The 23,707-nt window shown below is 53.3% G+C and carries 19 protein-coding genes; 11 read left to right on the top strand and 8 right to left on the bottom strand.

From position 1 onward, the window contains the following. The first annotated feature begins 7 nt into the window (after positions 1–7). Positions 8–1,090 carry an ABC transporter ATP-binding protein gene (locus tag F3J31_RS01995; RefSeq protein ID WP_167211070.1) on the top strand — a complete coding sequence of 361 codons (1,083 nt, stop codon included), beginning with the start codon at positions 8–10 and terminating at the stop codon, positions 1,088–1,090. A gap of 66 nt (positions 1,091–1,156) precedes the next feature. Beyond that, positions 1,157–2,071: an OmpG family monomeric porin gene (locus F3J31_RS01990; protein ID WP_045908864.1), complete on the top strand. Its 915-nt coding sequence runs from the start codon at positions 1,157–1,159 to the stop codon at positions 2,069–2,071. Between the two features lie 34 nt (positions 2,072–2,105). Here F3J31_RS01990 and F3J31_RS01985 read toward each other — a convergent pair whose 3' ends face one another. After that, positions 2,106–3,116: a LacI family DNA-binding transcriptional regulator gene (locus tag F3J31_RS01985; protein ID WP_167211068.1), complete on the bottom strand. Its 1,011-nt coding sequence runs from the start codon at positions 3,114–3,116 to the stop codon at positions 2,106–2,108. A 155-nt stretch (positions 3,117–3,271) separates the two neighbouring features. Between F3J31_RS01985 and F3J31_RS01980 the strand changes: the two genes are divergently transcribed. The 3 genes from F3J31_RS01980 (at position 3,272) to tyrR (ending at position 7,372) form a co-directional block, all read left to right on the top strand. Then, positions 3,272–4,669, top strand: a complete 1,398-nt coding sequence (locus F3J31_RS01980) for a YcjX family protein (protein ID WP_045415711.1) — start codon at positions 3,272–3,274, stop codon at positions 4,667–4,669. Beyond that, on the top strand, positions 4,666–5,718 hold the full coding sequence (locus F3J31_RS01975; RefSeq protein ID WP_032674907.1) for a YcjF family protein: 1,053 nt from the start codon (positions 4,666–4,668) through the stop codon (positions 5,716–5,718). The genes F3J31_RS01980 and F3J31_RS01975 overlap by 4 nt, the downstream gene beginning before the upstream one ends. 112 nt (positions 5,719–5,830) lie before the next feature. Further along, positions 5,831–7,372: a transcriptional regulator TyrR gene (gene tyrR / locus F3J31_RS01970; protein ID WP_008501254.1), complete on the top strand. Its 1,542-nt coding sequence runs from the start codon at positions 5,831–5,833 to the stop codon at positions 7,370–7,372. A gap of 44 nt (positions 7,373–7,416) precedes the next feature. On the opposite strand, the gene F3J31_RS01965 is transcribed toward tyrR, so the two are convergent. Together F3J31_RS01965 and tpx are read right to left on the bottom strand one after the other, a co-directional pair. Continuing rightward, a complete protein-coding gene (locus F3J31_RS01965) occupies positions 7,417–8,625 on the bottom strand; it encodes an aldose 1-epimerase family protein (protein WP_167211065.1) in 1,209 nt (402 codons plus the stop codon). Positions 8,626–8,900: 275 nt separating this feature from the next. Continuing rightward, positions 8,901–9,407 (bottom strand): thiol peroxidase, encoded by a 507-nt coding sequence (gene tpx / locus F3J31_RS01960; RefSeq protein WP_023335907.1) that lies wholly within the window; start codon positions 9,405–9,407, stop codon positions 8,901–8,903. Positions 9,408–9,514: 107 nt separating this feature from the next. Between tpx and ycjG the strand changes: the two genes are divergently transcribed. Continuing rightward, on the top strand, positions 9,515–10,480 hold the full coding sequence (gene ycjG / locus F3J31_RS01955) for an L-Ala-D/L-Glu epimerase (RefSeq protein WP_167211061.1): 966 nt from the start codon (positions 9,515–9,517) through the stop codon (positions 10,478–10,480). Here ycjG and mpaA read toward each other — a convergent pair. Next, positions 10,471–11,184, bottom strand: a complete 714-nt coding sequence (gene mpaA / locus F3J31_RS01950; RefSeq protein WP_104950820.1) for a murein tripeptide amidase MpaA — start codon at positions 11,182–11,184, stop codon at positions 10,471–10,473. The two genes, ycjG and mpaA, sit on opposite strands and share 10 nt — an antisense overlap. Before the next feature lie 185 nt (positions 11,185–11,369). On the opposite strand from mpaA, the gene F3J31_RS01945 reads away from it, so the two are divergent. The 3 genes from F3J31_RS01945 (at position 11,370) to F3J31_RS01935 (ending at position 16,097) form a co-directional block, all read left to right on the top strand. After that, positions 11,370–12,986, top strand: a complete 1,617-nt coding sequence (locus tag F3J31_RS01945) for a peptide ABC transporter substrate-binding protein (RefSeq protein WP_045908857.1) — start codon at positions 11,370–11,372, stop codon at positions 12,984–12,986. Between the two features lie 263 nt (positions 12,987–13,249). Beyond that, positions 13,250–15,667 (top strand): glycogen/starch/alpha-glucan phosphorylase, encoded by a 2,418-nt coding sequence (locus F3J31_RS01940; protein WP_167211058.1) that lies wholly within the window; start codon positions 13,250–13,252, stop codon positions 15,665–15,667. 91 nt (positions 15,668–15,758) lie between these two features. Then, on the top strand, positions 15,759–16,097 hold the full coding sequence (locus tag F3J31_RS01935) for an STAS domain-containing protein (protein WP_069719078.1): 339 nt from the start codon (positions 15,759–15,761) through the stop codon (positions 16,095–16,097). A gap of 133 nt (positions 16,098–16,230) precedes the next feature. Here F3J31_RS01935 and F3J31_RS01930 read toward each other — a convergent pair whose 3' ends face one another. From F3J31_RS01930 to F3J31_RS01915, 4 genes are all read right to left on the bottom strand, one after another. Further along, the gene (locus F3J31_RS01930; RefSeq protein WP_080347316.1) at positions 16,231–16,797 is read right to left on the bottom strand and encodes a DJ-1/PfpI family protein; all 567 of its coding nucleotides are present in this window, start codon (positions 16,795–16,797) and stop codon (positions 16,231–16,233) included. A gap of 217 nt (positions 16,798–17,014) precedes the next feature. Then, the gene (locus F3J31_RS01925; protein WP_045909000.1) at positions 17,015–17,155 is read right to left on the bottom strand and encodes an Ecr family regulatory small membrane protein; all 141 of its coding nucleotides are present in this window, start codon (positions 17,153–17,155) and stop codon (positions 17,015–17,017) included. A gap of 74 nt (positions 17,156–17,229) precedes the next feature. Beyond that, positions 17,230–18,462: a sensor domain-containing diguanylate cyclase gene (locus F3J31_RS01920; protein ID WP_167211055.1), complete on the bottom strand. Its 1,233-nt coding sequence runs from the start codon at positions 18,460–18,462 to the stop codon at positions 17,230–17,232. Positions 18,463–18,554: 92 nt separating this feature from the next. Beyond that, complete coding sequence (locus tag F3J31_RS01915) at positions 18,555–20,678, bottom strand: EAL domain-containing protein (RefSeq protein ID WP_045908853.1); 2,124 nt, start codon at positions 20,676–20,678, stop codon at positions 18,555–18,557. A 457-nt stretch (positions 20,679–21,135) separates the two neighbouring features. Between F3J31_RS01915 and F3J31_RS01910 the strand changes: the two genes are divergently transcribed. Together F3J31_RS01910 and zntB are read left to right on the top strand one after the other, a co-directional pair. Then, a complete protein-coding gene (locus tag F3J31_RS01910) occupies positions 21,136–22,278 on the top strand; it encodes a methyl-accepting chemotaxis protein (RefSeq protein WP_069719081.1) in 1,143 nt (380 codons plus the stop codon). A gap of 243 nt (positions 22,279–22,521) precedes the next feature. Then, the gene (zntB, locus tag F3J31_RS01905; protein ID WP_023292275.1) at positions 22,522–23,505 is read left to right on the top strand and encodes a zinc transporter ZntB; all 984 of its coding nucleotides are present in this window, start codon (positions 22,522–22,524) and stop codon (positions 23,503–23,505) included. Positions 23,506–23,707 lie beyond the last annotated feature (202 nt).

Genomic DNA, 23,707 nt, shown 5'->3' with positions numbered 1-23,707 from the left:
ATTAAAAATGGCACAACTGTCACTGAAACATATTCAGAAAATTTACGATAACCAGGTCCACGTGGTGAAGGATTTTAATCTCGAAATCGAGGACAAGGAGTTTATCGTTTTTGTCGGTCCGTCTGGCTGCGGTAAATCGACAACGCTGCGCATGATTGCCGGGCTGGAGGAGATCTCCGCTGGCGAACTGGTCATCGACGGCGTTTGCATGAACGACGTGCCCGCCAAGTCACGCGACATCGCCATGGTGTTCCAGAACTATGCGCTTTACCCGCATATGACGGTCTACGACAACATGGCGTTTGGCCTGAAGATGCAGAAAATCGCCCCGGCGGTTATCGAAGAGCGCGTTAACTGGGCGGCACAGATTCTCGGCTTACGGGAGTACCTCAAGCGTAAACCCGGCGCGCTGTCCGGTGGCCAGCGTCAGCGCGTGGCGTTGGGCAGGGCGATAGTTCGGGAAGCGGGCGTCTTCCTGATGGATGAACCGCTCTCCAACCTCGATGCCAAGCTTCGCGTGCAAATGCGGGCTGAAATCAGCAAGCTTCATCAGAAGCTCAATACCACGATGATTTACGTGACCCACGATCAGACGGAAGCCATGACGATGGCGACCCGGATTGTGATCTTAAAAGACGGCATTATTCAGCAGGTTGGTGCACCGAAGCAGGTATACAACGAGCCGGCAAACATGTTTGTTGCGGGGTTCATTGGCTCGCCAGCCATGAACTTTGTTCGTGGCGCCATCGACGACCGCTATTTCGTCACGGAAACGCTGCGTCTCGAGATCCCCGAAGACAAGCTCGCGTCACTGCATGCCGCAGGGTATCAGCGTAAAGCCGTGGTCTTTGGGATCCGCCCGGAAGATATTCTCACCCAGCAGAATAGCGGTGAAAACATCGCGGCAAAAGTCAGTGTGGCCGAACTGACCGGTGCAGAGTTCATGCTCTACGCCACCGTTGGCGGCCATGAACTGGTTGTTCGCGCGGGAGCCGCGAATGATTATGCCGCGGGGGATAATATCGGCATCCAGTTCGATATGAATAAGTGCCATTTCTTCGACGCTGAAACCGAAGCGGCTATTAGATAAGAAAGGTGTTCGCCGGAAATACCCATTTCCGGTTTTTTTGTTTGTTACTTATAAAGGGAATATTTGATGAGTACTCTACTAAAAAGTGCTGCGCTCGTGCTGTGCGCAGGGGTTAGCTGTGCACATGCAACAGAAACGGCTAAACAGTGGGAATTTAATATTGGCGCGATGTATGAAATAGAAAACGTCGAAGGCCAGGGGGAGGATAAAGACGGGTTATATGAACCTTCCGTGTGGTTTAATGCAACCTGGGATGCCTGGACTATTTCGCTGGCAATGTATCAGGAAGGGCCGGTTGATTATAGCAGCATGACCCGCGGCACCTATTTTGATCGCCCGGAATTTGAATTACGCTATCGCTTTATCGGAACCGATGATTTTACGTTCGGTCTGACCGGCGGCTTCCGTAATTATGGTTATCACTTTAAGGATGAACACGGTGCCAGAGACGGCAGCGCAAATATGCAGCGCTACAAAATTCAGCCTGACTGGGATATAAAATTAACCGACGACTGGCGTTTTGGCGGCTGGTTTGCCATGTATCAGTTTGCCAACGATCTGGAAAAAACCGGCTATTCAGACAGCCGTGTCGAAACCGAAACGGGCTTTACCTGGACCATTAACGAAACCTTTGCCGCTAAAGTAAATTACTATTTAGAGCGCGGTTTCAATATGGACGGTTCACGTAATAACGGCGAGTTCTCCACTCAGGAAATTCGCGCCTATCTCCCTATTTCGTTGGGCCAGACGACCTTAACGCCTTACACCCGACTGGGGCTCGATCGCTGGTCGAACTGGGACTGGCAGGATGATCCTGAGCGTGAGGGGCATGATTTCAACCGCCTGGGTATGCAGTACGCCTATGACTTCAACAACGGTTTATCCATGACGCTTGAATACGCCTATGAATGGGAAAACCATGACGAAGGTGACAACGACCGCTTCCACTATGCGGGCGTTGGGGTAAATTACGCGTTCTGACCGAGGGGCTTCCAGGGGCTACAAGCCCCTGGTTTTAGCGCAGCGAAGCCGCCAGTAAAAAATGGGTATCAACAAGCACTTTTTGCGGGGCGGGATGGCCCGCGATACGCCTGAAGAGAAGATCGCAGCTCTCTTCCCCCAGTTTTCGGGTGGGGATATCAAAGCCGCCAGGTGCGGGCGTTAAAATGAGTGACAGCATCGGGTCGCTGTATCCGGCTATCACCACCTGTTCCGGAATCATCAGATTCAACTCATCCGCCGCGCGATAAAGACCGAGTAATTTCATGCTGTCGGTAGCAAATACGGCATCAGGCGGCGTGGGTGATGAGAGCAATTCCAGAGCCGCTTTAAGCGCACTCTCATGGGTATAACCGCCGTCCATGATCCAGTCCGGGTTCATCGCAATATGGTGCTTTTCCAGACTGGCTTTATAACCCGCCAGGCGATCGATTGAAACATGATAATCAAGCGGCGCATGCAAACAGGCAATTTTCTTGCGGCCGTTTTTAATAAAGGTTTCCGTCAGCGTGGCGCTGTCATGAAAATTATCCGTGTCGACGGAGTAAATATTCTGATACTCACCTTCCACTTTACCGATCACCACTACCGGTACGCCATACGCATCCAGCGTGGTGAAAAAGGATTCATTTGCGGGCGAACTCAGCATGATGATCCCTTTGATCATCTTCTGTTTTATTTTACTCATGCATTTCAGCAGATCGTCTTCACTGCTTTTTGAGGTTTGTAAAATAACATCGAATCCTTCTTCTTCCGCTTTTGCCGTAATGGCATGAAGGACATCGGAGAAAAAAGGGTTGCCGGCAGTGGTTTTGGTTGAACGGGTCGAAATAACCATAATGGCATCGAATCCTGAAGAGGTCAGGGCGCGAGCCAGTTTGTTGGGCTGATAATTTAATTCATCAATCGCCTTCAGCACTTTGTCACGTGCTTCGGGAGAAATATTCGTTTGTTTATTCAGAACGCGGGAAACGGTTGATTTCGATACGCCCGCAACCCGTGCGATATCATAAATGGTGGGTGACATACACCTTACTCACTCAGAACTGACAGCAATGTCGTTCATCTTACTGGAGAAAAAACGGCAATAGCAATAAATAAGAATTGATAATCAACGATCTGCCCCCATTTATTGTATTCTGAAGCCATGCATTCAAGGCTTCCAGGCAACGAAGGACGGCGATGAAGCGACTTAAAAACGAAATCAATTCACTGGTAAACCGCGGCGTTGACCGTCATCTTCGACTGGCGGTGACGGGGTTGAGCCGAAGCGGTAAGACGGCGTTTATCACCGCGATGGTGAACCAGCTCCTGAACCTGCACGCAGGGGCGCGTCTGCCGTTGCTTGGCGCGGTGCGGGAAGAGCGTTTGCTGGGCGTTAAGCGCGTCCCTCAGCGCGATTTTGGTATTCCCCGTTTTACCTATGACGAAGGGCTGGCGCAGCTGTATGGCGATCCGCCCGCGTGGCCGACGCCGACGCGAGGGGTCAGTGAAATTCGTCTTGCGTTGCGTTTCCGCTCGAATGAATCCCTGATGCGCCATTTCAAGGATACCTCCACGCTATACCTTGAAATCGTCGATTACCCCGGCGAATGGCTGCTCGACCTGCCGATGCTGGCGCAGGATTATCTCAGCTGGTCACGCCAGATGACGGGATTGCTGCAGGGGCAGCGCGCCGGGTGGTCAGCCAAATGGCGGCAGCTGTGCGAAGGACTGGATCCGCTTGCGCCAGCAGATGAAAACCGTCTGGCGGCCATTGCCGACGCCTGGACGGCGTATTTACACCAGTGTAAACAGGAAGGGTTACACTTCATTCAGCCGGGGCGCTTTGTTCTGCCGGGTGATTTAGCAGGCGCGCCTGCGCTTCAGTTTTTCCCCTGGCCGGATGTGGACGGGGTTGGCGAGTCGACGCTGGCGCAGGCTGACAAGCACACTAACGCCGGGATGCTGCGCGAGCGTTACCATTACTACTGTGAAAAAGTGGTTAAGGGATTTTATAAGAACCACTTTTTACGATTTGACCGTCAGATTGTGCTGGTGGATTGTCTGCAACCGCTCAACAGCGGGCCACAGGCATTCAACGATATGCGCCTTGCCCTGACGCAGCTGATGCAAAGTTTTCACTACGGGCAGCGGACGCTGTTCCGCCGTCTTTTCTCACCGGTGATCGACAAACTGCTCTTTGCGGCCACAAAAGCCGATCACGTCACGGTCGACCAGCATGCCAATATGGTGTCGCTGCTGCAGCAGCTGGTGCAAGACGCCTGGCAAAACGCCGCCTTCGAAGGGATCAGCATGGATTGCCTTGGGCTGGCGTCGGTGCAGGCAACGCAAAGCGGGCTGATTGACCTTAACGGCGAGAAAATACCGGCATTACGCGGGAACCGACTCAGCGACGGTGAACCGCTTACCGTGTATCCGGGCGAAGTGCCTGCGCGGCTGCCGGGTCAGGCCTTCTGGCAGAATCAGGGCTTCCAGTTTGAAGCCTTCCGCCCGCAGGCAATGAGCGTCGACAGGCCATTACCGCACATCCGTCTGGATGCGGCGCTGGAGTTTTTGATTGGAGATAAATTGCGATGACGGAACCGTTAAAACCGCGCATTGACTTTACCGGAACGCTTGAGCAGGACGCTCAGGAGGCGTTCAAAACGGCGCAGACGTTCAGCGGAACCCAGGCCGATAACTTTGCCCCGGCGCTGCAGGACGAGCCCGCTGTTGAGGACGGTCCGGCGGAGGCGGTCGTGGACGCCGCGCTGCGTCCAAAACGCAGCCTGTGGCGCAGGATGGTTACCGCCGGTCTGGCGCTGTTTGGCGTAAGCGTGGTGGCTCAGGGCGTGCAGTGGACGATGAATGCCTGGCAAACTCAGGACTGGGTCGCGCTGGGCGGATGCGCCGCGGGCGCGCTGATTGTGGGGGCGGGCGTCGGGTCGGTTGCCACCGAGTGGCGTCGGCTCTGGCGTTTGCGCCAGCGCGCGCATGAGCGTGATGAAGCGCGGGATCTGCTCCACAGCCACGGCACCGGGAAAGGTCGCGCGTTCTGTGAAAAGCTGGCGAGTCAGGCCGGAATCGATCAGTCGCACCCGGCGCTTCAGCGCTGGTACGCCGCCATCCATGAGACCCAGAATGACCGGGAAGTAGTGACGCTCTATTCCCACATGGTTCAGCCGGTGCTGGATGCTCAGGCGCGGCGCGAAATCAGCCGGTCTGCGGCGGAATCCACCCTGATGATTGCCGTCAGCCCGCTGGCGCTGGTCGATATGGCCTTTATCGCCTGGCGTAACCTGCGCCTGATCAACCGTATCGCGAACCTTTACGGTATAGAGCTGGGTTACTACAGTCGGCTCAGACTGTTTAAGCTGGTCCTGCTCAATATCGCGTTTGCCGGGGCGAGTGAGCTGGTGCGCGAAGTGGGAATGGACTGGATGTCGCAGGATCTGGCGGCGCGTCTCTCTGCCCGTGCGGCTCAGGGCATCGGTGCGGGGTTATTAACCGCGCGTTTGGGGATTAAAGCGATGGAAGTCTGCCGTCCGCTGCCGTGGATCGATGGCGATAAGCCCCGTCTGGGGGATTTCAGGCGTGAACTGATCGGCCAGCTCAAAGAGACGCTCAATAAAAAACCTGCGCCGTGAGGTTTTGTTCACTAATCGTGCTGGCTGTCAATATTTGTTGACAGCCATCTTCCGGATCACCGTGTTCTGACATATCATTTTACTGTTATTGGCTTAAAACGGTGAATTTCCCATGCGTCTTGAAGTCTTCTGTGAAGACCGTCTCGGTCTGACCCGCGAATTACTCGATCTTCTTGTTTTACGTAGCATTGATTTACGTGGCATTGAGATCGATCCTGTCGGGCGAATTTACCTCAATTTTGCCGAAATTGAATTTAATACCTTTAGCAGCCTGATGGCGGAAATCCGCCGTATCGCTGGCGTTACGGATGTGCGCACCATTCCCTGGATGCCGTCCGAGCGTGAGCACCTGGCGCTGAGCGCGCTGCTGGAAGCCATGCCTGAGCCGTTCCTCTCCCTGGATTTGAAAAGCAAAGTTGAGCGCGTTAACCACGCGAGCTGCCAGCTTTTCGCACAGAGTCAGGAGAAGCTGAGCAATCATCACGCCGCGCAGCTGATCCCCGGTTTTAACTTCCAGCGCTGGCTGGACAGCAATCCGCAGAACACGCACAGCGAGCATGTGGTGATTAACGGGCAGAATTTCCTGATGGAGATCACGCCGGTCTATCTGAAAGGGGAAGGGAATACCCGCGTGTTGACCGGGGCGGTGATCATGCTGCGCTCGACGCTGCGCATGGGTCGTCAGCTGCAAAACCTCTCCAGTCAGGACGTTGGCGCATTCAGCCAGATTATTGCCGTCAGCCCTAAAATGCGTCATGTGGTTGATCAGGCGCGTAAGCTCGCAAGCCTGACCGCGCCGCTGTTGATTACCGGGGATACCGGCACCGGGAAAGACCTGCTGGCTCACGCCGTGCATCTGGCGAGCCCGCGTGCGGCCAAGCCTTACCTGGCACTTAACTGCGCCTCTATCCCGGAAGATGCCGTTGAAAGTGAGCTGTTTGGTCACGCGCCGGAGGGCAAGAAAGGGTTCTTCGAGCAGGCTAACGGCGGCTCGGTGCTGCTGGACGAGATCGGCGAAATGTCGCCGCGTATGCAGGCTAAGCTGCTGCGTTTCCTGAATGACGGCACGTTCCGCCGCGTCGGTGAGGATCACGAAGTACATGTGGACGTGCGCGTCATTTGCGCCACCCAGAAGAATCTGGTGGAACTGGTGCAAAAGGGGATCTTCCGCGAGGATCTCTATTACCGCCTTAACGTCCTGACGCTGAACATTCCGCCGCTGCGCGATTGCCCGCAGGACATCATGCCGCTTACGGAGCTGTTCGTCGCCCGCTTTGCCGACGAGCAGGGTGTGCCGCGTCCGAAGCTGTCTGCCGATCTGGGCACGGTGCTCATGCGCTACGGCTGGCCGGGCAACATTCGTCAGCTTAAAAACGCCGTTTATCGCGCGCTGACCCAGCTTGAAGGGTATGAGCTGCGTCCGCAGGATATCCTGTTGCCGGATTACGACGCCGGGACGGTATCCGTAGGCGAAGAGGCGATGGAAGGGTCGCTGGATGATATTACCAGCCGTTTCGAGCGCTCTGTGCTGACGCAGCTGTACCGCAGCTATCCCAGCACCCGCAAGCTGGCAAAACGCCTTGGCGTGTCGCACACCGCGATCGCAAATAAGCTACGTGAATATGGTTTGAATCATAAGAAAGGTGACGAATAACAAAAAAGCCTCTGCAAAGAGGCTTTTTACTTTTCACTTTAGATTTATTCCTTCGCCAGCGGCGTGTTAACGATGTCTGTTTTCGTCTCGCCCTGAATCGACGCAATCCTGCTTGCAACCTCTTTCACCTGCTGCGGGCTGTGGAGCAGGGTATAGGTCAGATCAAACTGCGCGCTGGCGCCAGGCTGCAGCTGCTTGACCCGCTTCTGTTCGCGTTCAATCGTGACGGGGTAGGCATAGCTGGTGCCCGGTTCAATGCCCGTGACATAACCCTGCTTCAGCGTGTCGGTGTTTTTCCATAAGGTCAGCACGGGCAACTGGCGCGTATCAAACTGGATTGACGCGCCTTTATCGCCGGCTTTATTGACCACTGCCGCGAGCGTTTCGTGGTTGTTGTCGGCGAGCGGCTGAATATTAAAGACCATCTCATCAAAGCCTTTCGTCGGCCCGGCGTAGGTTTGCCAGTCGTTAACGCCCGCTTTGGCGTAGTCATTGAATGGGCTCACGCTCGCCGCTGGCGCAAGGAAACGTGCGCCTTCTTCGAGGATCGGTGTCCCGAAGTTGCTGTGATAGATGATTTGATAATCATGGGGGTAATCGGCATGGTTGGTCAGAACATCATGCAGACTGAACTGGTTAGTTCCGGGAACGTAGCGCAGTTCGGTCATGGTTTGCAGATCCGCTTTTTTGAACGTGCTCTCTTTGATCAAACCCCGAACGCGGATCTCATGCGGGGCGGTATCCGCCACCTCAACTTCCACCTGCGATACCGGTGTATTTCCGGCCCTGCCGTGAAGGGTGTAAATTTGCCCATCTGCGGTGACCGGATGACCTGTCCACTCGTAGCCACAGCGCACCATCATCTCGTTGAAACCATCCAGCCAGCCGAGACCGTTTCGGCTTTCAAGATTGATATAGGCAGGATTGACGACCTCTTTGACGGGTGAATTCCATCCCAGTCGGGTGCCAAACCCTTCAACGTGCAGAAGGTTCATGCCGCGTGTCGGGCTCAGGGTAATCGTCAGGCCATCTTTACTGCTAATAATGATGACTTTACTGCCTTCCTGCTTGCCGCCGTGTAAGATTTTTTGCTCAATGCTGAACGTCTGATCTTTAACTTTCAGCTCATCACTGGAAATCTTCCAGTTTCCTTTCTCTACGCTGCTTTCAGCACTTGTCAGCACCCAGGTTTTAGCCGCGGCATGGCCAGAAACCAGGACCGCCAGAAGCGTAAAAGCGAATTTGATCTTCATATTTTATCCTTTTTGCTGAAACGATTATTTTCTTTCGTAAGCAAATCTAATGTTTAGACAAAAAGGGAAATGTGATGGGCTTCACTCGGGATGAAAATGGGGGATTTTAACGATTATTATGCGTTGTTGATCACGATCATGTTACATATTGCTCTGATTATTGCAGGACTAATGTGACATGCGAGCATTTAAGATTTAACGATTCAGCTTTTAAATAATAAAAAACCCCGCCGAAGCGAGGTTGAGAATAAGTTGTATAGAATGCTAAGGACTTATTATGCTTTCAGCACGTCCAGCGCGGCAGTGTAGTCCGGCTCGGTGGTGATTTCGTTAACCAGTTCGCTGAAGACGACAGTGTCGTTTTCGTCCAGAACCAGTACAGCACGTGCTGCCAGACCTTTCAGTGGGCCTTCCGCAATGCTGACGCCGTATTTCTCGAGGAAATCTGCGCTGCGCAGGGTGGAGAGGGTGATAACGTTGCTCAGGCCTTCGGCACCGCAGAAACGGGACTGGGCAAACGGCAGGTCAGCGGAAATGCACAGCACAACGGTGTTGTCCATTTCAGTCGCCAGCTGGTTGAATTTACGCACGGATGCGGCACAAACACCGGTATCAATGCTTGGGAAAATGTTCAGTACTTTGCGTTTGCCCGCAAACTGAGCCAGTGTGACGTCAGACAGATCTTTAGCCACCAGAGTAAATGCCTGCGCTTTGCTGCCAGCCTGCGGAATGGAACCTGCTACAGCAACCGGGTTGCCCTGGAAATGAACGAGTTGTGACATAGATATCTTCCTGTTTACATATAGTTAACGTCGTGGCTAGTGTATGCCATCAGCAGATAACACGGCAAACCAAATTTTTCGCCTTTCCGGGCCGCAAGGAGTCAGTGATGAGAAGCGTTAAGGTCTATGAAGAAGCCTGGCCATTGCATACCCCGTTTGTGATCTCGCGCGGCAGCCGAAGTGAAGCCAGCGTGGTCGTGGTTGAAATTGAGGAAGAGGGTGTGAAAGGCGTCGGGGAATGTACGCCTTATCCGCGCTATGGGGAAAGCCTTGCGTCCGTGATGGCGCAGATCATGACCCTGGTGCCTGACCTGCAAAAAGGGCTCACGCGCGAGGCATTACAGCAGCGTTTAGCCGCCGGGGCGGCGCGCAACGCCATCGACTGTGCGCTCTGGAGCCTTGAAGCCGCTCAGCAGCAAAAATCGCTGACGTCATTGCTGGGCGTGATCGTGCCGGAGTCCGTCGTGACCGCGCAAACGGTCGTGATTGGTGAGCCGGAGCAGATGGCCGCCAGTGCGAAAGCGCTCTATGACGCCGGAGCCACGCTGTTAAAAGTGAAGCTAGACGATCGTCTGATCAGCGAGCGGATGGTCGCTATTCGCTCGGCGGTTCCTTCAGCCACGCTGATTGTGGACGCCAACGAGTCGTGGCATCCCGAAGGGCTGGCCGCGCGATGCCAGCTGCTGGCCGATCTGGGCGTGGCGATGCTGGAGCAGCCTCTGCCGGTAAAAGAGGATGCGGCGCTGAAGAATTTTATCCATCCGTTGCCCGTGTGCGCGGATGAAAGCTGCCACACCCGCGAGAATTTGAGCGAGCTTAAGGGCCGATATGACATGGTCAATATCAAGCTCGACAAGGCAGGCGGACTGACTGAAGCCCTGGCTCTGGCGGCGGACGCCCGGGCGCAGGGGTTCGCCCTGATGCTGGGATGCATGCTTTGCACCTCCCGGGCGATCGGTGCGGCGCTGCCGCTGGTCAATCAGGTCCGTTTCGCCGATCTGGATGGCCCGACGTGGCTGGCGGTTGACGTTTCACCGGCCCTGAAATTTACCAGCGGCGTGCTTCATCTCTGAGGCTGCCAGCGCAGAAGCTCCATCATGGCTTTTAAGTATTTTTCGCTGGCTTCGTCGGAGGAGATCGCCGGGAACTCAGCGGTAATGCAGGGCAGGCTTAAGTCGGCGCACCAGCTCCCGAATGATCCGGGTGTTTCATAACCCACGCTGGTGACGAGCGGCAGGTCGAACGCCCGTGCCAGCCACGCGCCCAGGTCAGAGTGGCGCGGATCTTCAATGCAGGCCAGCGGATCGTGAAAGGAGACAACCCAGGCGGGGTGGATCTTATGGATAAGCTGGCACAGCGCCTGCGTTTCCGGCTCTGAGCCAGGGTTGTCTCCCGTCAGCAACACCACGTCTCGCTCCTCGGCGGAGCTGTTCCAGCGATAGACCGTTTCGCCAGCGCGCCAGTTTGCTGCCGGGAAATTACGGTTCAGGTCGACACCCCGCGCATTCGCCCGCAATCCCAGCTGACAGCCATCCGGATTGACGGCAAGAATCACGTGATGACGTCGTAATGAAGGGGTCAATGTCCGCAGCGCGCACGAGAGCGTGACGACAGACGAGTTTTCATCACCGTGCGTGCCGGCAATAATCAAACCGCTGTCGCGATCGGCATCGGGTGCCGGGAACCAGATCAGCGATGCGCCTAAAAATGAGCGGCCATATTGTTCAGCGCCCGGAGGGAAGGCGCCGCGTTCCGCGCGGGGTCGGGTGGTTGCCATACGAAATCCTGATAAAGAAGTCTCTACTGGCAGTGTTGTGCAAAAGCCGCTGTTAATCAAATAGTTTCCGTAGCGGCTGAGAATTGCCTTAAATCACTATTCAGGCGTAAGTTATTTGCATTTCTTATTGTCGAAACAAATAATTACGCATCTGCTTGTTACCTGAATTTTTTAAAGGGGATCTTATGAAGCATCCTGTTTCGCGTCTTTTCACCGCACTGTGCCTGTGCGGGCTCTCTACACTCTCATACGCTGCTGATGTCCCACAGGGCACGGTGCTGGCGCAAAAACAGGAGCTGGTCAGACATATTAAAGATGAACCGGCTTCGCTCGATCCGGCAAAAGCGGTGGGGTTGCCAGAGATTCAGGTGATTCGCGATCTTTTCGAAGGGCTGGTGAATCAGAATGAGAAAGGGGAACTGACCCCGGGCGTGGCGACGCGCTGGCAGAGTAACGATAACCGTACCTGGACGTTCACCCTGCGTGATAACGCAAAATGGTCTGACGGTACGCCGGTCACCGCGCAGGATTTTGTCTACAGCTGGCAGCGTCTGGTTGACCCAAAAACGACCTCTCCGTTTGCCTGGTTTGCAGCGCTGGCAGGTATCAACAATGCGCAGGCTATCATCGACGGTAAGGCAGCGCCTGATACCCTGGGTGTGACGGCGGTGGATGCCAGGACGTTGCGCGTCCAGCTGGATAAACCGCTACCGTGGTTTAGCAACCTGACGGCAAACTTCGCCTTCTATCCGGTGCAAAAAGCGAACGTTGAAAGCGGGAAAGAGTGGACGCGTCCGGGAGCGCTGGTCGGTAATGGCGCCTACGTCCTGAACGACCGCGTGGTGAATGAAAAACTGGTTGTCGTGCCGAACACCCACTATTGGGACAATGCGAAAACTGTCCTGCAAAAAGTGACCTTTATTCCGATTAACCAGGAATCGTCCGCCACGAAACGCTATCTGGCAGGGGATATCGATATTACCGAATCGTTCCCGAAAAACATGTATCAGAAGCTCCTGAAGGACATTCCGGGACAGGTGTATACGCCGCCTCAGCTCGGGACCTACTACTACGCGTTTAATACGCAAAAGGGGCCGACGGCCGATGCCCGGGTTCGTCTTGCCCTGAGCATGACTATCGATCGCCGCATTATGGCGGAAAAGGTACTGGGTACCGGCGAGAAACCGGCCTGGCATTTTACCCCTGACGTGACGGCGGGCTTCACGCCTGAACCTTCGCCGTTCGAGCAGATGTCCCAGCAGGAGCTGAACGCTCAGGCCAAAACCTTGCTCCAGGCCGCAGGCTACGGCCCTCAGCGTCCGCTGAAGCTGAACCTGCTGTACAACACGTCGGAAAACCACCAGAAAATCGCCATTGCGGTGGCGTCCATGTGGAAGAAAAATCTCGGTGTGGATGTTAAGCTGCAAAACCAGGAGTGGAAAACCTACATCGACAGCCGCAATACCGGCAATTTTGATGTGATCCGCGCGTCATGGGTGGGGGATTACAACGAGCCCTCGACCTTCCTGTCCCTGCTGACCTCAACCCACAGCGGCAATATCTCGCGTTTCAATGACCCGGCTTACGATAAAATAATCCACCAGGCGACGCTTGAAACCACGGCTAAAGCGCGTAACACCGACTACAACATGGCGGAGAAAATCCTCATGGAGAAAGCACCCATCGCGCCTATTTACCAGTACACCAACGGTCGACTGATTAAACCCTGGGTGAAAGGGTACCCGATAAATAACCCGGAAGACGTGGCGTATAGCCGGACGATGTATATTGAGAAGCACTGACGAGTAGGGGTTCGCTGCTACCAAATCCAGAACTGGCGCGGAGCTTAGCGCCAGTTGCTCCTTCTGATTCTCTCCCGCCACAGCAGAAAGTCGCACTTTCCTGACGATACTTACTGCTGATATTTCTCAGGCGATGCAAAAACAACACCATACGCAATGGTGGGTAAAAATTGCATGAGTTGAATATCGCCGTCTACACTTGAACAAAATAATATCTTGTGTTCTGCATATTAAAAACATGCAGTAACTCCAGTGAGGTCAACATGTCTTTCACTAACAGAGAGTTGCGTGAACTTGTCGAAACACAATTAAAATATACGTTATGCGTTAGCATAGACAAGGCCACCAACGGCGATATATTCAATGCTGTGGCGCTGGCAGTGCGGTATTTTCAGCAAGATCGCTTTCTCGATAGTCAGGCCCGGCAACGCGTGGAAAAGAAAAAACGCGTTTATTATCTCTCGATGGAATTTTTGCTTGGGCAGTCATTACGCAATAACCTGATGAACCTGAATTTGCTTGATGATATGCGTCAGGTTGTCACTGACCTGGGGTTTGATTTCGATGGTATTCTTGACGAAGAGCCCGATGCCGCGCTTGGAAATGGTGGCCTTGGGCGGTTAGCTGCCTGCTTTATTGATTCAATGGCAACGTTAGACATTGCTGCCTCAGGTCATGGCATAAAATACGAATATGGTTTATTCAGGCAGTCTTTTCAGAATGGTCAGCAAATCGAACATCCGGACGACTGGCATTCCATGCATTCCCCCTGGCTGGTTGAACACCATAGCCAGGCAATGCTGATCCCAATTGGTGGATATATCGAGCATGCAGATGATGCTTACGGGAATTATAATCCAATGTGGTTGGGGTGGAATACCATCGTTGGTATCCCAAATGACTATTTCGTTTCTGGCTACAGACGTAGCACCACGATTAAGCTTCGTTTATACAGTGCCGTAGCCTCTAACTCTTTTGATATTCATATTTTCAACCATGGCGATTACATCAAATCGGTCAGTGAAAAAATCGCCTCCGAGAATATTTCAAAAATACTCTATCCTTCTGATGAGATCCTCTCGGGCAAGGAGCTGCGACTGACTCAGGAGTATTTTCTTGTCGCATGTACCTTGCGAGATATTTTTCGCGAATACGCTGAGATTGAAACTGACATTTCGTTACTGCCGCGGTATGTCGCCATCCAGCTAAATGATACGCATCCCGCGCTGGCTGTTGTCGAGTTGATGCGAATACTTGTCGACGAGTACAGCCTTCCCTGGCACCAGGCCTGGGATATCACCCAAAGAACCTGTGCATACACCAACCATACGTTGATGCCCGAGGCTCTGGAGACCTGGCCAGTGGCGTTGTTCGAAAAATTGTTGCCGCGACACTTGCAGATTATTTTTGAAATTAACCATCGTTTTCTTGCGGATGTCGCCTCCCGATGGCCAGACAAACCGCACTTATTGACCTCCTTGTCACTGTTTTCGGGGAACAAAGAGAAAAGCATCAGGATGGCAAATCTGGCCATCGTCGGGAGTCACTGTGTTAATGGGGTGGCAATGCTCCATTCCGAGCTTATCAAAACGCACCTGGTTCCCGATTTTTATTTTATTACGCCAGATAAATTCATTAATCAGACCAACGGCATTACACCGCGCAGATGGTTGCAGCAGGCTAACCCAAATCTTGCCGCGTTTCTGAATCAGCAATTGGGTACCCGATGGCCGACGGATTTACATATGCTTCGACAGCTGGAGAAGCATGCGGATGATACGGGGGTGATCGATCATATTCGCGGCATTAAATTCAAAAATAAATCCGCGCTGAGCCAGATTGTTTCACAACGTTATGGGATTATGTTGGACCCGATGGCAATGTTTGATTGCCAGGTAAAACGCATTCACGAATACAAGCGCCAGCTTCTGAATATTCTGCACGTCATTTCTCTCTATATTGATATTAAAGAGAATGGGAGAACCATAGCGCCTAAGGTGCATCTTTTTGCAGGTAAAGCGGCACCCGGTTATCGAATGGCAAAGCTTATTATTCAGTTAATTAATGCTGTTGCGAATAAAATCAACAGCGATGCGCGTATTGCCGGACAGTTGAAAGTCATTTTTCTTGAGGATTACAAAGTCTCCTTAGCCGAAAGCATAATACCGGCAACAGACCTGTCTGAACAAATATCCACAGCAGGTACGGAGGCATCTGGAACCAGTAATATGAAGTTCGCGCTGAATGGTGCGTTAACAATGGGTACGTATGATGGTGCCAACATTGAAATTCTTAATGCTGTTGGGGCAGAAAATTTCTATCTTTTCGGCGCGACGGCTGAAGAAGTCAATGAAATGCGTTCAAATGGCGATAATAATCGTTTCTATCGTCAGAGCGTTCCTCGAATGATGCGTATAGTGGATACGCTTATTTCTGGTGAATTTAGCGCCGATCGCGAAATTTTTGCACCGCTACACCATATGTTGACAACAGCCGATCATTATTGTCATCTGCTGGATTTTGACAGCTACAGTCAAACCCAACGTCAGGCAATGGCTGATTTTGAACATCCCCGCCAGTGGCATCGAAAAGCGTTGCTAAATATTAGCCGAATGGGAGAGTTTTCGAGTGACAGAACCATTCAGGGCTATGCAAGGGATATTTGGGGAATAAATTGCTGATGGTCATGCTTCCGGTTGCCTTCCGGGAGCGATATCGGTGCACTATGATCATCATTCGGGAACACGTTACGCCCCTGATGCGAGGCTGATTATGAACTTTGAAATACAGAGTGAAAATGACGTACAGATTGTCGTTCCGCTGGTTCGCAGGCTGGATGCTTCTGTCGAGCAGACCTTTAAGCAGCAGGTGCTGGAGGTGATTGAAAAAAGTAATAAAAAGATATTGCTGGATTTCAGCCACGTAGATTTTATTGACAGCAGCTGTCTCGGCGCGCTGGTATCCATACTCAAGAGTTTAAACGGCAAGGGTGAGCTGGTGCTGTGTTCGCTTAACAGCAATACACACGCTCTCTTTAAGCTGACCAGGATGGATCGTATTTTTTCTATCAGGGCCAATCGGCAGGATGCCCTGCAGGTGTTGATGGGCTAATATCACAGCGCTCTTCGGGGAGAAAGCGGGATGTGCCAACGGTTAAAACGAGAACTGACGCATTCTCGCGCCAGTCCTGAAAACATGGCTCCGCTCCACCCGCACGGTATTCACCCGGGCTGATACCGGCGCGCTATTGTGCTAATAACGCACTAAACTTCGCCAGCCACTGCGGATGGGCGGGCCAGGCGGGAGCCGTCACCAGGTTGCCGTCGACATGGGCCTGATCGATGCCGATCGTGGCGTAGTGTCCACCTGCGAGGCGTACCTCAGGTGCACAAGCCGGGTAGGCGCTACAGGTACGGCCTTTCAGGATGCCCGCGGCAGCGAGCAGCTGCGGGCCATGGCACACTGCAGCAATCGGTTTGCGCGCGGCGTCAAATGCCTGTACCAGCTTTAACACATCCTCATTTAGCCGCAGATACTCGGGCGCTCTGCCGCCGGGGATGAGCAGTGCGTCGTAGTCCTGCTCCTTTACGGCGGAAAAGTCGGCGTTGAGGGTAAAGCGGTGACCGGGTTTTTCGCTATAGGTCTGGGCGCCGTCGAAATCATGGATTGCCGTCATGATGTAGTCGCCTTTTGGTTTGTCGGGGCAGACTGCATCCACCTGATGGCCAATCATCTGCAAAGCCTGAAAAGGCACCATGGTTTCGTAATCTTCGGCATAATCGCCCACCAGCATCAGGATCTTCTTGCTCATCATTCCTCTCCCTTGTCATTAAAGATGATTAAGATATAGCCTGGCGTGGCTGAAATGCCGGAAATAAAAAAGCCCGTCAGAGCACGGGCAACATAAGCAAATGAATAAGTGATTCGTTATCAACGTAGTTGGAGGATAACGGCGCGTATCTTACGCGGCTGTCAGGCTTGCAGATACCTGACAAATTCGGTAGGTGAAACACGATATTAAACGTGCGTTATGGTGCATCGAAGGTCGGGTAGAGACTATTTTCGAGAAATTCGACGAGGTACCAGATCTCACCGCTAAAAATAAACCATAAGCCAAATATAATAAGGAGCAAAATAATTAAGGTGAGTATTATTTCTGTTTTTCCCATTGCAGATTTTACCCACCTGAAGTTAATTGAGTCGAGGCAGGCATTGTAGCGGGGCTTTCCCGTATACTCCAGTTTCATGCTGCAAGGACTTTATTGCGTCCGTCATTTTTAGCGCGATACAGCGCGTCGTCTACCCGCTTAAACAGCTCATCAATCGTCTCGCCCTGGTTATGTCGCGCCACGCCAATACTGACGGTAAACCGCGGTAAGCCCGGAATCGTAATGCGGGCAACGGCTGCACGGATCGACTCGGCAATCTGCAACGCGATGTCGAGAGGGGTATGCGGCAGCAGGATAACGAACTCTTCGCCTCCCCAGCGGAACACCAGATCATTCTCCCGGCTACAGGCTTCCAGCGTTCGGGAGAGGGCGATAAGCACCTCATCGCCCTTCAAATGACCAAACAGGTCGTTGATGTTTTTGAAGCGATCGGTATCCACCAGCAGCAGGCTAAACTGCTGTTGGGCAGGAAGATGATTCAGGTTGTTGGGATCGGTAATCGCGTAGAACTGGCGACGGTTGAGTAACCCGGTCATGGAGTCACGTAGCGCGGCATGTTCCAGCTCTTGCTCCAGTCTTTTTTGCTCGGTGATATCGTGGATGATGCACAGCATCAGCTTGTCACCGTAGATCTCAATGGGGCCGGCATACGTCTGAACGTGGCGGGTAGAGCCGTCGGCAAGGCGGTGAACAAAGTTGAGCGGCCTATGGCCGCCGGGCAGCGCGGCAATCGCAGTCATAATGGGCAACACGTCTCGCCCGAGAGTATTGATTTCCCAGGTATGTTTACTGCACATGTCATCATGTGAGTAACCGTAAAAATTGAGCGCGGCCAGGTTAGCATCAACAATCTGGCCATCGCGGGCCGGATCGATTAACAGCATCGGCGCGCTGTTGGTCTGAAAAAAACGGGCGTAAAACCCCTGTTTTTTCCGCCGGTAAGTTGCGGAGCGGCTGGCCTTCAGTCCAGAGAGAATGTGCTGGGCGATCCCCTCGAAAACAATCACATCTCCCCAGGGGGCATAATGGGCAAGCGAGAGACGACAGCTTAGCGGCGTATCCTGTCCATCCCGGTTTATTGTCCAGATTTCGACGATCTCCTGCCCGGTTTTCAGTTCAGGTACATACATCGACAGGAGGTGCTGTGCATTCGCGGAATAGAGACCTTTACGCAGCTGGTCCAGGGTCTTCTCTCCCATAAGCTGCGTTGCGGTCACATTCGCAAAAACGATCGTTTCCGAAGCGGGGGAAATCAGCCACACGGGTGTTTTAATGACGTTCAGCGCTTCAAAACCGTTTTGCGACATAGGCATTTCCTGTTCATCGGCTCAATGCGCCTGACAATCATGACAGACGTGACGAGTGTCTACTGCTTTGAAACATACTCTACTCAACCCCGTCAGGCATGGTTTTTTTGCGAAATAAATGCGGGGTCCGTTTGAATTTTATTAATGGGTATAATTTGCCTGTCGGAGTTTATCTGCAGAAGCAGCCACGGCACCTGTTCGGCAGGTAAGGGACGGGAGAAAAGATAACCCTGCAGGTAGTCGCAGCCGAGACGGGTGAGAACCTCCTGCTGCTCTTGCGTTTCAATCCCTTCAGCCACCACGTTCATCTCCATGGTTCGGGCGATACTCATGATGGTTTCAACCAGCTTGTAGCTTTTTTCATTTTCCAGCATCGACGTCACAAAGCTTTTGTCGATCTTGAGCTCTTTTGCCGGCAGCACGCTCAGCATCAGCAGGTTCGAATAGCCTGTACCGAAATCATCAATCGAGACGGTGATCCCCGCATGATTAAACGCGTTGAGTAACTCAATGCTGCGGTCGAGATTTTTCAGCGCGGTGCTTTCCGTAACCTCAAGGATTAGCCTGGACGGGGACAAGCTATATTTTTCCAGCATCGACGATACGATGTGGAAAATGTCCGGCTGTTCGAACTGGACGGGGGATAAGTTGAGCGACAGCGTCCACTGGCTAAACCCTTGTTCAGTCCAGAAATGCAGTTGTCGACATGCCGCTTCAATGGCCCAGTTGCCCACCGGAATAATTAAGCCGGTTTGTTCCAGCGAGGGGATAAACAGGCCCGGCAGAACAACGCCTTGCTCAGGGTGCCGCCAGCGCAGCAGGGCTTCAAAACCATGGATAGTCTTCTCTTGCGCATACCAGGTTGGCTGGTACCAGAGTTCAAACTGATCGCGCTCAAGCGCCTGAGAGAGTTCCTGCAGAAAACCGGGTTTTGCCGGGATTGCAGTCGACATCTCGGATCGGTAGTGCGCCCAGCCGTTCCGGCCGTCGTCTTTGACGTGATGCAGGGCTGCATCCGCCTTGAGCTTTAGCTCATGCAGCGTTTCGCCATCCTGAGGATAGAGGCTGACGCCCGCACTGATTGTCGTGCTTAGCGTATGACCACAGATCGAAAGAGGACGTCGCACATCCTCGAGCAACGACGCGAGCAGGGCGTTGAGTTTGTCGTCGTCACATTCCGGTACCAGCAGGATAAAGGCGTCACCTCCCAGCCTTGCCAGGGTCATCTCACGCGTGAGACGGGAAGTGATGCGCTGTGCAACGGTGATCAACAACTCATCGCCGACGCTGTGACCCCAGGTATCGTTGACGCGTTTGAAATGATCGACGTTCAGGAAAATGACGGCAAATTGCCTGTTACTCAGCAACGCGCTGCGCAGGCAGTCCTGCATGCGGATGTCCATCTGATGGCGATTCGCGAGTCCGGTGAGCGCATCAAAGCGCGCCTGCAGCTCAAGCTGCCGATTGAGCTGCCGCAGATTGTCCGTCAGCCGACCGGTACGCCGGTGAGAGTCGACAAGGGAAATAATTAACATCACGCCAAGCAGGCAGAGCGTGGTGACCGAAACCCAGATGGATAACCCGAGCTCGCCGATCCCGCCGGGAAGGGTATGCGACATTTCCGGGTAATGCGCGGCACTCATGCCGGTATAGTGCATCGCACAAATGGCGGCGGCCATGACCAGGGCCGCGAGAAGGCGCTCGATAAAAACCCCTTTGTCTCGCAGGCGGAAAGCCAGCCACAGCGCAGTGCCGGAAGCCACCACGGCAATGACCACGGACAACCCCACAATACGGCGATCCCAGATGATGCTGCCATCCAGCATCAGGGCCGCCATACCGATATAGTGCATGGATACCACGCCTGCGCTCAGGATTGCGGTGGCAACGATGGGGCGAAAGAGAGACCGTTTTTTTCCCGCGACGGCAATATCAAGGGCCGTGGTCGACGCAATAACCGCGACGCCCAGCGATGCAAGGGTTAACCAGAGGTCATAGCGCATCATCATGGGCATTTGCATCGATAGCATGCCGATAAAGTGCATCGACCAAATGCCGATGCCGAGCGAGATGCCGCCGGCCATACGCCAGAACAGGGCAGCCTTTCGGCTGGAAAGGGGGATCTTTCCGGCACTGTCCAGCGCCACAAAGGAGGCGATAAACGCCACCAGATAAGAGATAGCGATTAACACAGGGTCCCACGATATATTGAGCATTATGCAATCCCACGCCTGAGAGGGTTACCGATTTCGCCTGCCGGGCACATCTTTATCTGGCAACGAACATGCGCATTCAAACAATATTAGTTTTTTATCGTGTAAAATGACCAGTCATATTAATACTCTAAAACGTATTAAGAATATAAAATATATTCTCATTGTTAACGTATTAAGCATTGCTAAACAAGAGCGAATAAAAGTAGCAAAGCTCCTTAAATATAACGGCGATTGTATCAGAGCGCCGCAGCGGATGGTATCGCTTAACGTGGCGGCAGACCAGTATCACAGCACGCTGCGAAGAACATTTTCACTAATACGCTCTTTTTATCTGACTTAAGCTAAATCCCAGGTTGCTAACGGCGAAAAAACAATCCCGTGAAGTTTGCGAGGAAAAACGTCTGAGCCAATGCTATAAGTCTAGATGCCGACCAAAATATAAAACGTGGGTATCATCATGCTAAGAAATATTAGTGTCAGGACCTTTATTATCGGGTTCCTTTTATCGCTATTTTTGGTAAACGCAGGTGTCGTTGTTCTAATTTCCAGCAAGTCCTCTCTCTTTATTTCCCTTAACGTTATCAATTTCGTTGCGCTATTTTTGCTTTGGGTCTATATGACCCGCTATCTTGTGACGCCGATCAATACGGTAAAGAGAAGTATTGAAGAGGTGACAGCAGGCAACCTTGGGGTTTCTATCCCGGAGTTTGGCAATAACTGCGCGGGTCGACTAATTCCCGGGATCAATAGCCTGTCCGGCAACATTGCGACGCTGGTGCGCGAGATCAGGGCGTCGTCGCAAACCGCCATGACCTTATCGGATCAGCTCTCGGCCCGTAGCGCTCAGCTCTCGGTGAAAACCGAACAGCAGTCTGCGTCTTTAGTGCAAACCGCAGCCAGCATGGAGCAAATGGCGGCGAGTACCAAAAACAATGCCGATAACACCCGCCTGGCGAGTGAACAGGCGAATGTGGCGACGCTGCAGGCGCGCAAGGGCGGGGAGCTGATGGGGCAGGTCGCCAACAATATGCAGTCCATTACCGAATGCGCCCAGCAGATGACGGAGATTATTTCATTGATTGACGGCATTGCGTTCCAGACCAATATTCTGGCGCTCAATGCGGCCGTTGAGGCGGCAAGGGCAGGCGACCACGGAAAAGGCTTTTCTGTCGTTGCGGAAGAGGTCAGAAACCTGGCACACCGCAGCGCAGAGGCCGCGAAGAATATCAAAGCGCTGATTGAAGTCACCAGCAGTAACGTCACGCAGGGCGCGACCGTGGTGTCACAGGCAGAGAAGAATATGCATGAAATCGTGACGGGGTCGGGGAACGTCAGCCGCTTGATGGATGAAATTTCCGCGTCGACCTCTGAGCAGGAGAAAGGCATTTCCCAGATCACGCTGGCGCTTTCGGAGCTGGAGAGGGTCACGCAAAGCAACGTGGCGATGGCGGAGGAACTCAACGGCTCCTCTGATGTCCTGCGCAATCAGGTGATTGAGCTGCAGGCTCGCACGCGTAATTTCAGACTTGATCAGGGATCGTTGTCCTCATTACCTGGCGGCTCGCCATCCTTCCTCCCGCGGCCAGAGCACTCTCTCTGACAAAACCGCAACATTCTCGCCGTATTTCTTGCCGGGTGGCGCTGCGCTTACCCGGCCTACACGCTGCCGCAATATCAATACATTACACCCTTCACTGTAGGCCCGTGCAGGCGTAGCGCCGCCGGGCGAAACGCATGGCATGTACATTTCATGAACGATTTCAGCGCGATGGCATACATAGTTGTTGCTTAACCCCTGATGAAAGCTAGACTGACACCGAAAGAGCTAAAAGGCGGAGGAGCTGTGGAAAGCATTAAAGGATCTGAACTAAACGTTCCAGACGCAGTTTTTGCGTGGGTGCTGGACGGTCGCGGCGGTGCCCGGCCGCTGGAAGACAATGATGTGATCGACAGTGCGCATCCCTGCTGGCTGCATCTGAACTACACCCACCCGGACAGCGCTGACTGGCTGGCGTCGACCCCGCTCTTGCCTAACAACGTGCGCGATGCGCTGGCCGGTGAAAGCCTGCGCCCCCGCGTGAGCCGAATGGGGGACGGGACGCTGATCACCCTGCGCTGTATTAACGGCAGCACGGATGAACGTCCGGATCAGCTGGTTGCGATGCGGGTCTATATGGACGATGGGCTGATTGTCTCCACCCGACAGCGTAAGGTTCTGGCGCTGGATGACATCGTCAACGATCTGAAAGAGGGCACCGGGCCGATCGACTGCGGCAGTTGGCTGGTGGACGTCTGTGACGCGCTTACCGATCACGCCAGTGAATTTATTGAAGAACTGCACGACAAAATCATCGACCTGGAAGATAACCTGCTCGATCAGCAGATCCCGCCGCGCGGTTTTCTGGCCCTGTTGCGTAAGCAGTTGATTGTGATGCGCCGCTACATGACGCCGCAGCGCGACGTGTATGCGCGGCTGGCCAGCGAAAGGCTCGCCTGGATGAACGACGACCATCGACGCAGAATGCAGGATATTGCCGACAGGCTGGGCCGCGGGCTGGATGAAATTGATTCCTGTATTGCCAGAACGGCGGTAATGGCGGACGAAATCGCGCAGGTGATGCAGGAGTCGCTGGCGCGAAGAACCTATACGATGTCCCTGATGGCGATGGTGTTTTTACCCAGCACGTTTTTGACCGGGCTGTTTGGCGTCAACCTGGGCGGGATTCCGGGCGGCGCTTATCGCTACGGCTTTACGGCGTTTTGCGTGATGTTAGTTGTTTTGATTGGGGGTGTTGCATGGTGGTTGCATCGTAGTAAATGGCTGTAAATTTACGCTTTTTTCGTCTTTTTCCGGGATTAAAACGCTCTTTTAATTGAGCGAAGTCAATAAACATCTACCCCGTAAGGTGCAATATTACTCCCGCAGGTGAATGCAACGTCAAGCGATGGGCGTTGCGCTCCATATTGTCTTACTTCCTTTTTTGAATTACTGCATAGCACAATTGATTCGTACGACGCCGACTTCATAG

Source organism: Enterobacter sp. Acro-832 (genome assembly GCF_011752745.1).
GTDB lineage: Bacteria > Pseudomonadota > Gammaproteobacteria > Enterobacterales > Enterobacteriaceae > Enterobacter > Enterobacter quasiroggenkampii.
Note: the sequence above shows the minus strand (reverse complement) of the source record. Positions and strands in the feature narration are given on the sequence as shown.

Excerpts from the sequence above, each read along its gene's own strand:
- F3J31_RS01935 (WP_069719078.1), top strand. The coding sequence starts at position 15,759 with ATGAACTTTGAAATACAGAGTGAAAATGACGTACAGATTGTCGTTCCG.
- F3J31_RS01915 (WP_045908853.1), bottom strand. The coding sequence starts at position 20,678 with ATGCTCAATATATCGTGGGACCCTGTGTTAATCGCTATCTCTTATCTG.
- F3J31_RS01945 (WP_045908857.1), top strand. The coding sequence starts at position 11,370 with ATGAAGCATCCTGTTTCGCGTCTTTTCACCGCACTGTGCCTGTGCGGG.
- F3J31_RS01910 (WP_069719081.1), top strand. The coding sequence starts at position 21,136 with ATGCTAAGAAATATTAGTGTCAGGACCTTTATTATCGGGTTCCTTTTA.
- F3J31_RS01975 (WP_032674907.1), top strand. The coding sequence starts at position 4,666 with ATGACGGAACCGTTAAAACCGCGCATTGACTTTACCGGAACGCTTGAG.
- mpaA (WP_104950820.1), bottom strand. The coding sequence starts at position 11,184 with ATGGCAACCACCCGACCCCGCGCGGAACGCGGCGCCTTCCCTCCGGGC.
- F3J31_RS01980 (WP_045415711.1), top strand. The coding sequence starts at position 3,272 with ATGAAGCGACTTAAAAACGAAATCAATTCACTGGTAAACCGCGGCGTT.
- F3J31_RS01940 (WP_167211058.1), top strand. The coding sequence starts at position 13,250 with ATGTCTTTCACTAACAGAGAGTTGCGTGAACTTGTCGAAACACAATTA.
- F3J31_RS01965 (WP_167211065.1), bottom strand. The coding sequence starts at position 8,625 with ATGAAGATCAAATTCGCTTTTACGCTTCTGGCGGTCCTGGTTTCTGGC.
- ycjG (WP_167211061.1), top strand. The coding sequence starts at position 9,515 with ATGAGAAGCGTTAAGGTCTATGAAGAAGCCTGGCCATTGCATACCCCG.
- F3J31_RS01920 (WP_167211055.1), bottom strand. The coding sequence starts at position 18,462 with ATGTCGCAAAACGGTTTTGAAGCGCTGAACGTCATTAAAACACCCGTG.
- tpx (WP_023335907.1), bottom strand. The coding sequence starts at position 9,407 with ATGTCACAACTCGTTCATTTCCAGGGCAACCCGGTTGCTGTAGCAGGT.
- F3J31_RS01990 (WP_045908864.1), top strand. The coding sequence starts at position 1,157 with ATGAGTACTCTACTAAAAAGTGCTGCGCTCGTGCTGTGCGCAGGGGTT.
- tyrR (WP_008501254.1), top strand. The coding sequence starts at position 5,831 with ATGCGTCTTGAAGTCTTCTGTGAAGACCGTCTCGGTCTGACCCGCGAA.
- F3J31_RS01995 (WP_167211070.1), top strand. The coding sequence starts at position 8 with ATGGCACAACTGTCACTGAAACATATTCAGAAAATTTACGATAACCAG.
- F3J31_RS01925 (WP_045909000.1), bottom strand. The coding sequence starts at position 17,155 with ATGGGAAAAACAGAAATAATACTCACCTTAATTATTTTGCTCCTTATT.
- F3J31_RS01930 (WP_080347316.1), bottom strand. The coding sequence starts at position 16,797 with ATGAGCAAGAAGATCCTGATGCTGGTGGGCGATTATGCCGAAGATTAC.
- F3J31_RS01985 (WP_167211068.1), bottom strand. The coding sequence starts at position 3,116 with ATGTCACCCACCATTTATGATATCGCACGGGTTGCGGGCGTATCGAAA.